The 10259-nt window shown below is 32.6% G+C and carries 7 protein-coding genes and 1 pseudogene; 2 read left to right on the forward strand and 6 right to left on the reverse strand.

Annotation, left to right across the window (positions count from 1 at the left end):
* Positions 1-314: 314 nt before the first annotated feature.
* Both HXN26_RS10170 and HXN26_RS10175 read right to left on the reverse strand, forming a co-directional pair.
* Positions 315-2315, reverse strand: a complete 2001-nt coding sequence (locus HXN26_RS10170; protein WP_273161087.1) for an Ig-like domain-containing protein — start codon at positions 2313-2315, stop codon at positions 315-317.
* 60 nt (positions 2316-2375) lie between these two features.
* Positions 2376-3905, reverse strand: coding sequence for a GH3 auxin-responsive promoter family protein (locus HXN26_RS10175; RefSeq protein WP_273161088.1), 1530 nt, complete (start codon positions 3903-3905; stop codon positions 2376-2378).
* Between the two features lie 551 nt (positions 3906-4456).
* Here HXN26_RS10175 and HXN26_RS10180 point away from each other — a divergent pair.
* Both HXN26_RS10180 and HXN26_RS10185 read left to right on the forward strand, forming a co-directional pair.
* A complete protein-coding gene (locus HXN26_RS10180; protein WP_273161089.1) occupies positions 4457-5266 on the forward strand; it encodes a DUF3108 domain-containing protein in 810 nt (269 codons plus the stop codon).
* 104 nt (positions 5267-5370) lie between these two features.
* Positions 5371-7833 carry a TonB-dependent receptor gene (locus HXN26_RS10185; protein WP_273161090.1) on the forward strand — a complete coding sequence of 821 codons (2463 nt, stop codon included), beginning with the start codon at positions 5371-5373 and terminating at the stop codon, positions 7831-7833.
* A gap of 253 nt (positions 7834-8086) precedes the next feature.
* Here the strand turns inward: HXN26_RS10185 and HXN26_RS10190 are convergent, their stop codons facing one another.
* The 4 genes and pseudogenes from HXN26_RS10190 to HXN26_RS10910 form a co-directional block, all read right to left on the reverse strand.
* Positions 8087-8701, reverse strand: a complete 615-nt coding sequence (locus HXN26_RS10190) for a DNA alkylation repair protein (protein WP_273161091.1) — start codon at positions 8699-8701, stop codon at positions 8087-8089.
* Between the two features lie 17 nt (positions 8702-8718).
* On the reverse strand, positions 8719-9264 hold the full coding sequence (gene comJ / locus HXN26_RS10195) for a competence protein ComJ (RefSeq protein WP_273161092.1): 546 nt from the start codon (positions 9262-9264) through the stop codon (positions 8719-8721).
* A gap of 28 nt (positions 9265-9292) precedes the next feature.
* Positions 9293-9865, reverse strand: coding sequence for a DUF6707 family protein (locus HXN26_RS10200; RefSeq protein ID WP_273161093.1), 573 nt, complete (start codon positions 9863-9865; stop codon positions 9293-9295).
* Between the two features lie 242 nt (positions 9866-10107).
* Positions 10108-10259, reverse strand: a pseudogene (locus tag HXN26_RS10910) (transposase); the annotation flags it as partial.

Consider the following 10259-nt stretch of genomic DNA (forward strand, 5'->3'; position numbering starts at 1 on the left):
GTCACATAAGAGAGAACGACTCTAAAATAAGCACATTTTTGTCATATAAGCCAAATTTTTGGATAGTTATAATTTTTTTGAACTTAGGAAATATCTATTTAGAACAAAGTTCTAAAGATACTAAACAAAAAAGAACTTAAGCTTCTTTCAAATATAAAATTAAAGAATAAGAATATTTAGTTAGCAAATAAAAAAAACGTAATTACATTCTTCAAAAAATATAATTACGTTTTTTAAATCATAATTACAAAATAAAAAATTGTAATTATAAATTTTCTGTCTTTTTGAAACCCTTTAAAACAAAGGGTTTAATACTATTTCTTTTGCTTCTTCTTTTTCACCTTTTCTACTACTCCATTTTTAGGATTATATTCTAATCCTAACTTCTTGGCACGCTCATAGTTTCGCTTTCTTATCTTTTGTTTTTCCTCCGCTTTTTGCTTAGTTATCTTAGTTGGCTTTTGCAAATAAAGCGGTGTTTGGCGTGGATTCCACGAAACTCTTACATCGCGTTTGGCTTTACATTCTATGTCTTTTGAATAGTAGTAAACTGTTTCTGGCTGCTTCGTATTATAAAGTCCTGTATCCCAACGTCCATTATCGTTGTCGTCTACTATTAAGCGCAGGTAATATACACCTGGCCTTACATAATAGAAGATAGCTTCGTTGTTTTTTGCAGTTATTTCCTTTACAGGTTTATCCGATTCGTTTAGTAATTGCAACAAGCAGTTTTTGCCGTCCATACCTTGTAACGAAACGATAAGTGTACTATATTCATCGGGCGAATTTACTTTAATGCCCTGTTTTATCTGTCCAGATGCCTTGCCATAAATATCAATAAAGGCAGCAGAATCGACTTCAAGATTGTATTCGTGTCCAAAATCCCATGCAGCTACAAGTTTGTATTGCCGAGGAATACCTGGCACACTACCAAACTGATATTTGGCTCGTTGCCAAACTGTATCTATTCGTTCGTAAAGATGTATTTTCGATGTATCGCAGACAGCCACTGGCGAAGGCAAAATAAATATTGGATTCTCGTCGGGTGCTATTTGCGAACCTATTTTTATTCTTGCGTCTAAAGGTTTGTTAGGATATTCCGCCTGATATGGATTACCCTTTTCTTTGTTTTTATCTTGCTGTTTTTTCCATTTATCGTATTCTTCCTTATGCTGTTTCATTCGTTTTGCATACGGAACTTTCGATAATATTTCTAAAGTATCGGTCTGACTTACCAACGCACCTAATGAATCGCTTGCTAAATAAGATAGCTGCATGCGCAAAGTATCTTGATTTACGAGCATTGTATCGCGAAGCCAGTAGGTAATTGTATCTTGATTCAGACTGGGTTCAGTTATAAAAGCATTCTTTTCATTAAAGTTCAAACCTTTAATTTTTGGTAATTCGGCATTGCCGTAACTGAAAAACAAGCTGAAATGATCGGCTTCTTTTCGCTCCGACTTCAGTAAATAACGATTGGTTTGCACTTCAGTAAAGGCCGAAAGTACAACATCGTCGGGAAGGAAATGTGTATAAGGAACACGTTTTATATCGGAAATACGCAAAGAATCGCGCCAAATTGTGTCTTGACGAACATCTGGTTTCGATGAAGGAACAATGATTTCAGGAGTAAAAGCTAATTTTTCGCTTTGCTGACTAAATCTATAATTGCCATCAACATCTTGTAAAGCGTAAATGCGATAATCGCCTTTTGCCACACCTTTTATTATAAAACGCCCGCTTCCATCGGTACGTGCAACTCGCAACATAGGTTGACGTTGGAAAGCTGTATCGTTTAAATTGCTGTATAATCCTACTAAAATACCTTTTACAGGCTCTAAGTTCTGCGCTTCAAGCACATATCCTGCCACTTCCATTGTATCGATTGTATTACCCGTAGAGAACGAATAAGTGTAATTTCCTAATGGATTGCCCTCGTTATTATCGGCAATAGCGTCCGAAAAATCTATTGTGTAAGTAGTATTTTCCTTAAGTTTATCTTGCAATTCAATTGTAATATGCTTACCACTTACTTTTATTTCAGGAGTTTCTAATTGTGGAGGCGATACCACTACCTTTTCGGTTGGATTGTTGAGTGTTATAAACTCGTTGAAGAGAATGGTAACTTTTTTACTATTCACATCATTAGAACCATCTGCAGGAGATGTTCCGAGAATACGTGGTGGTTCTTCGTCGTACCAACCACCATCAGGATTTCCCATTCTAGCACATGAGAAAACAGTAAGCATAAATAAGCAGAAAATAATTATACTTCCTGCTTTCCAACTTGTATTCTTGATGCTCTGTTTGTTCATATCTTCTTTAAATATTGTTTGTTTAATATCTCCTTACAGCTTGTATACAATCTGATGTGTTTAACCTAAGTCTTCGTTTTTTGTATTCATCGATAACATTTCTTCGATGTTTTTACGACTATTCGATAAGCGTGGTACTTTGTGTTGTCCACCAAGTTTGCCTTTCGATTTTAGCCAATCGCTGAATAATTCCTTTCTGGCTACCACAACTTCTAATTGCTGTAATGTAATATCGTGGAAACGTTTGGCTTCGTAATCGGAATTAATTTCTTGTAATTTATTGTCTAAAATGCGTTCAAAATCGTGAATATCGTTGGGTTGTTTTGTAAATTCAATAAGCCATTGATGACAACATTTAGCATTAGCATCCATAAAAATTGGTGCTACTGTATAATCTGATATTTGCGCACAAGTAGCTTTACAAGCTGCTTCTAAACCTTTTTCAGCATTATCCATTATAAGTTCCTCACCGAAAGCATTGATAAAATACTTTGTGCGCCCTGTAATTAAGAATTTATAAGGACGAATAGAAGTAAACTGAATGGTATCTCCTATTTCGTAACGCCATAATCCACAGGCAGTACTAATAAGCATTGCATAATTGCGCCCTACTTCTACTCCTTCTAATGGAACAATATTCGGTTTTTCGCTTTCAAACTCGTCCATAGGTAAGAACTCATAGAACACGCCATAATCAAGCATTAACGACATACTTTTATCAGTTGGGTCGTCTTGAATGCCAAAAAAACCTTCTGAAGCATTATAGGTTTCCATATACTTCATATCCGACTTTGTAATAAGCTGTTCGTATTGTTCGCGATAAGGGGTAAAAGCGATGCCTCCATGGAAGAAAACTTCTATGTTTGGCCAAACTTCCTGCAGATGTTTCTTACCAGAAAGTTCCATTACGCGTATTAAAACTGATAACATCCACGATGGAACTCCCGAAAGATTGGTAATGTTTTTTAAAAGTGTTTCTTGTGCAATACGGTCGCGTTTTACTTCAAAATCGCTTAATAATGCTACTTCTTTTGAAGGTACACGTACAAGATTGGCTAAGGGATTTATATTTTCTATAAGAATAGCACTTAAATCTCCTACAAGCGAATTAGGAAGATTATAGTTTGGTGAATGACTTCCACCAAGAATAAGACCTTTTCCACTAAAAATTTTACTATTAGGATTATTGCTTAAATAATAAGCCAAAACATCTTTACCTCCTTGATAATGTATAGATTGTAAACCTTCTTCGGTAATTGGAATAAACTTACTTTTATCGTTTGTAGTACCAGACGACTTTGCATACCATTTTACTTGTCCAGGCCATAAAATATCTTTTTCTCCGTGTCGCATACGGTCGATATCGCCTTTTAATTCTTCGTAGGTATTTACAGGAATATTTTGAACAAAGTCTTCATATGAATTGATAGTATAAAACAAATGGTTTCTTCCATATTCAGTATCTTTTCCACGTTTTATCAAGTATTGTAATATTTCGTGTTGGATAGCTTCTCCCTCGTTAATATAACGCTCTAATTCACGTCTACGAGGTTGGAAGTACAATTTATTTACTATGCTTGTAAGATTCATTTTTTATCCTATTGTTTTAAATTACAAAAGTACTGCAAAATTACTGAATACTGATGTTTTTTAGTTATTTTTATTATACTTAGCCTGATATTGAAATCATAAAGCATAAAGCATATAGTATATACCGATATTAACCAACATATTTCCAAATTGTGGATAACTATATGAATAACTCGGTTAATAACTTTAAAATAACTATACACTTATCCACAATCGATAAAAGGAAGGAAAGATATAGGGGATAACCACAGAGTTATTAACGTGTTTTTATAGAAGTTTTACACAGCTTTTGTAAGATTAAAGATATAAACTTATTATCTTTGCAAGATAGAGTGGAAATGTGGATAACTTCTTATATGAGTTGAATATCAATAAGAAAACAAATATTTTAGTTGTGGATAACTTTTATTCACGGGTTGATAACTAAATATGCAAGAAATTGATAAAAAACTTATGAACGCTATCCACAGCATATCATACTACTCTTTTCTTTTTCTTTTTAAAAGAAGAAATAAGAATATTATGTAACAAACAAGAAAAACGGGGATAATATGAAAATATTAAAATTTTATATCGTGTCTCTTTTACTGTTGTTTTCAGTATCTACTTCGGCACAATGTTCTTTTCGTAATACAGCTTTTAATAGTGGCGAATACTTAAACTACAACCTTTATTTCAATTGGAAATTTGTTTGGGTAAAGGTAGGAACTGCTTCATGGTATACTATTTCTTCTACTTACGAAGGAACTCCTGCTTTTCGTGCTTCGTTAACAACGCGTGGAAATGGAAAGTTAGATAAGTATTTTATAATGCGTGATACATTGCTTTGTTACAATACAAAGGATTTGGAACCACTTTATTATCGTAAAGGAGCAAAGGAAGGTAAAAGATATACTGTAGATGAAGTTTTTTATTCTTATCCAAAAGGAAAAATACAAGTTAAGCAACACAGAATAGACAATGATGGAGAACAACATTGGAAAACTAGTTCGCCAAAAGAATGTGTTTATGATATGATGAGTATTTTTTTAAGGGCAAGAAGTTTTAATCCTACAAATTGGAAAAAAGGATTTGTTGTAAACTTCCCATTGGTTGATGGAAAATCGCTCTCTCCAGCACGTATCATTTATAATGGTAAAAAAACAATAAAAGCTGATAACGACAAAAAATATCGTTGTTTAGAACTTGCTTATTACGAAAAGGACGATGATAAGTGGCGTAATATAGCCAACTTTTTTGTAACCGACGACGAAAACCATATTCCAATTCGTTTAGATATGAACCTGAAGTTTGGTTCTGCCAAAGCTTTTCTTACTTCAATGAAAGGTATTCGCCACAAAATAGAATCGCAAGTAAATTAAAAATGTCTTTTCGTCGAAAAAATAAATAAAGTGGTCGAAATCTATTTTCGGCTACTTTATATTATATTTATCTTTGTGCAAAAATAAAATACAAAAACAATTATATGAAAAAAACGTTACTAACATTTGCATTAATGTGGATAGCCACAATAATGAATGCACAAACAACAACAATTACAGGTGAATTACTTGATTCGATTACGCGTGAAAGCGAATCGTTTGCAACTATTCGTGTATTTAAAGGTGGAAAATTAGATAAGCCTGTTGCTATGTCTGTTACTGATGATAATGGAAAGATATTGCAGAAAGTAGAAGGAACAGGCAACTTTACACTTACTATCAGTTCGATGGGACGCAAAGTTATAAAAAGAAAATTGCATCTCAGTGCTGAAAATAGCATGGTTAATCTTGGAACTATTTTAATTCAAGACGATGCAAAGTTAATGAAAGGCGTGGAAGTTGTAGCGCAAAAGCCACTTGTAAATATGGAAACTGATAAAATGACTTACGATGTAGAAAGCGATGTTGATTCTAAATCGAAGACTGTACTCGATATGTTACGTAAAGTTCCAATGGTAACAGTAGATGGACAAGATAATATAACTGTGAACGGACAAGGTTCTTTTAAAGTTTATGTAGATGGCAAACCAAATGTAATGTTTTCTGCTAATCCTTCACAGATATTTAAATCGATGCCAGCTTCTTCGGTTAAGTCAATAGAAGTTGTAACTAATCCTGGCGCAAAATACGATGCTGAAGGAGTTGGAGGTGTGCTGAACATCGTGATGAATAAAATAGGTGGAAAGCAAAAAATTATGAATGGTTACAATGGAAGTTTAAGTGCGATGATTAGTAACTATGGTTGGAATGGTTCAGCATTTGTAAGCGGGCAGCAAGGAAAACTTACTTATAGTGTTAATGCTGTATACAACGAAGTAGAATCTGGTAATGTGGAAATGATAAACGAACGTACTTCTACTGACGGAACAAAAATGTATTCGTATCAGAAAAGCAAATCAAAGGTACCTTTTAATATGGTCGACGTTAGTTTAGGATACGAATTAGATTCAATGAGCAATATTGGTGCTTCTCTTGGAATTATGGATTACAGCGTAAAAAGCACAGGACATCCTACTACTACTTTCTCTGGAGGTATTTTTGGTAGTGGTTTCTCGTATGGTAATGATATGATGACACAAAACAAAAACTTTTCTTTTAATGGAAATGTAGACTACCAACGCTTTTTAAACAAAGAAAGAACAAGTAATATAACCTTGAGTTATTTGTTTACAACAAATCCTGCAACAAACGAAAGTAGAAATATTTACGATCCACTCCCAATTGGAATACCGCTTACATTAAACGATTTACATTCTGATGCACAAACACGTGGTACAGAACATACTTTCCAAGCCGATTATACAACTCCATTATCAAAGAAAGAAACATTTAATGTAGGTGCTAAATTTATCAGCAGAAATAATACTTCCGATTCGAAGTATTATAACATAATAGGTGGAAATGAAATATTTGATAGCAATAACAGCATAAACTACAAAAACAAACAAAGCATTTTAGCTTCGTATATTGAATATAGTATAACTCTCGGTAAGTTTGGAGCAAAAGCGGGCGCACGTTATGAACATACATGGGAGAATGTGGAATTTATACTTGGAAGGGGCGATAATTTCAAAAAGAACTATGGAAATTTAGTGCCATCAGCAAGTTTTACTTATAATCTCGGTGCAACAATAAATATCGGATTGAATTATAATATGCGCATTTCGCGTCCAGGTATTTCATATCTTAATCCATACATCGACCGTTCTATACCTACCGTTCTTACATATGGTAATCCTGATTTGAATGTAGAAGAGAGCCATAATGTTAGTCTTGTGTTCAATTTCTTCACTCCTAAATTCATGATGAACCTTACTTTAGGCGAAGCATTTGCAAACAATCAGATAGAACAATATTCGTTTATGGATGCTAACGGTTTATTGAACACTACTTATGGTAATATTGTACGCAGCCGTTGGACTAACTTCAATACATTCATGAACTATTCTATAACGCCAAAAACACGTATTTATCTAAATGGTGGTTTCGATTATGGCGATTTGCGTTCCGACAAACTTAATCAAAAGAAATATGTTTGGCAAGCAATGGCATTTATTGGAGTGCAACAAACTTTGCCTTGGGATATAAAATTAAGTATCAATACAGGTGGTATGACGAAGCGACAAACTTTGCAAGGCAGTGGAAGTGGTTTCAATATGATAAGTTTTGCATTAGCAAAAGATTTCTTTAATGAAAAACTAAATGTAAGTATGAACTATTTTACACCATTCTCAGGTAAGATGAATTATGGCCAATATAGTGAAGGTCCCGACTTTACACAACGTGTTGATATGATTATACCTGTTCAACAAATAGGATTAACACTTAAATGGAACTTTGGTAATACTAAGAAACAATTCCAAACAAATAAAACCAATATTTCAAACGACTTCCAAGAAAAGAAAAACAATCAAGTTGGTGGAGTTGGTACAGGAATGGGTATGTAAATTTCTGATTGAATTTTAATTTGTAAGATTAGCATAACAGCTAAAATAAAAAAATATGACGTTATATTAATAAAATATGATGTCATATTTTTTTATTATTTATTTTGAGGAAATTACTACTTGAAAATTTATAATTATAAAATTAAAATTTATAATTAAAATTTTGATGGTTTATTATTATAATTTTTTTTTTGTTATTATAAATTTTCAAGCCATTTTATTATGTCTTGTTTTATTAGAATAAGACGAAACTTTATTTCAATAATTTAGTTGCAAGTTTATATGTAAACAGAACTCGTGCGTCAGATAAATTCCATTGTTGAGTTTCAATTCTTATTAGTTCTGCATGTTTCTTACTAATATCTTTCAAGGCATTTCCTACGGATTTTCTTAGATACTCACTTTCGTTTGTTTTATGTTTACTAATTAGGTTAATAGCAACCGATGGATTTTCTTTGAAAAAGGGTCTACTTGTCCAAATTCTCAATCCTTCTGTAACAGCACGAATAATATTTGGGTTGTTATTATTCATCCATTCTTCAACGAGTGGCAAAGACGCTTCATACCCTCTACATTTGCAAACTTCATCAAAAGCCTTTGCTAGCATTTCTTGTACACGCCAATTTTTATCTTTACTTACTTGTTCTTTCAGAAAACATAGTGCATCATTATTTTCTGCACCTAATCGTCCAAATATCATTGTTGCCAACATTCTCACTTGGTAAGCTTCGTTTCTGAATAGTTCTATAGCAAGTTTAAGACATTGTTCGTTGGAGTATGTAGAAAGAATTTCTTCACATCCATCAATGATATGATTAAAACCATGCTCTATTTTTACAATGCGATTAAGTATGTTACTAATATCCATTATGTTCTTCTATCTTATTATAAACTCATCTGTTTATTCCAGCCATAAGGGTCGTCCTTTAATACTTTAAATATAGAATTCTCTTCCTTTTTAAAAGTGAACCTATAGTAAACCTCATCTTCTTCAATACTTTCTAAAGGTTTGCCCATACAGATTTCAAATAACATACTATAATTACCTTTTTCAAAGCTATATTCATTTAATGTATTCAGCGGATAATAATTTCCCTTTTCATTTTCTTGAATTATATCTTTGGTGGTATCTTTATATAATCTAATGGATTCTGACACTGTATTTATACTAAAATCACAAACATTGGTTACCTCAAAAGGAATAATGGCAGCCCTAATAGAATCTTCGCAAGGTTGTAATATATCTTTTTCTTCTATAAAAAACCAACTTCCAAAAGATTCATCAACTAATGGGTCTAAAATTACATAGTTTTTATTCCACAATATTCCTCTTTCAAGAGTTTCTTCCGTCCATTTTTGTTTTTCATGATTAAATGGAATAGAACGAACTATAATTTGATTGTGAGATACTAAAATGTTTTCTTTAATCATAATTATTTTTCTCAAAACAATACTATTTTTATCTGTACAATGATATTACAGATTTAACCTTTTGCTCTAAAGAAGTAAGGTCGATCATCAATTGTTCTTCAGAAAATTTTTCTCCATTTCCAAATGCCCTTATAAAAATAAGTTCGCTGAAATAGGGTATTAGTTTTAAAAAGTCTACTTCTTTATTGTTTACTAAAGACGACTTTTCGTTTGTATGCAATAACAGCCCATTAGCTCTTCTTGCAAAAGCTTTTTTCTTAATTTTGTTCTTCAACTCATCGTTGCCATAATCTAAAGTTGCCAGAACTTTATTCTTTAATTCTAAATTATTAAAGTCATCAAGATACAGCTGTAGCATAATGCTTCCTTCTATCCAAGTCCATTTATTGTAATCGCCATCAAAATTGTAATTAACTAAATCAGATAGAATTTCTTTCGTGTGTGTTATATCACCATCAAAGTAAAAACAATAAGCTGAAAACATCAGATATTTCAACTTTTGTTCTGAATTCATATTTGCATCTCCAAGTTCTTTAAAAAGAGACTTAAAAGGCATCTTATTGGCTAAATTAGAAGTGATAACATTAAAGATAGTTTCCATATTTTATGAATTTGTTATTATTATTCCTACTGTTGTTTTCAACAAGCAAGTACAAATATAAACAATCTTTTTATTAACGCATTAATTTGGTAGTGTAAAGTTTATTTTTCTCTCTCAGAATCGAACTTAATATTATTTAACGTGAGTTCGACGGATTCAGAACGATGTAAAGGGAGTGTAAATGATCTTTGTGCATTGATGGACGGCTTCTTTGGAAACAGGAAATAGGTGGTAATTGCCTATAATAAGTTGATGATGAAGCGGTCAAAGTATCTATGTATGGAGTGTTCCACCTGCGAAATGTTCTTAAGTTCATCATTCACCGTTTCAATAAAGCAGCGATAACCAGAATCGTGGAAAAGGATTATTATCAGCATAACTTCTGCCTTTGACA

This window comes from Prevotella aurantiaca (assembly GCF_015262605.1).
Lineage (GTDB): Bacteria > Bacteroidota > Bacteroidia > Bacteroidales > Bacteroidaceae > Prevotella > Prevotella aurantiaca.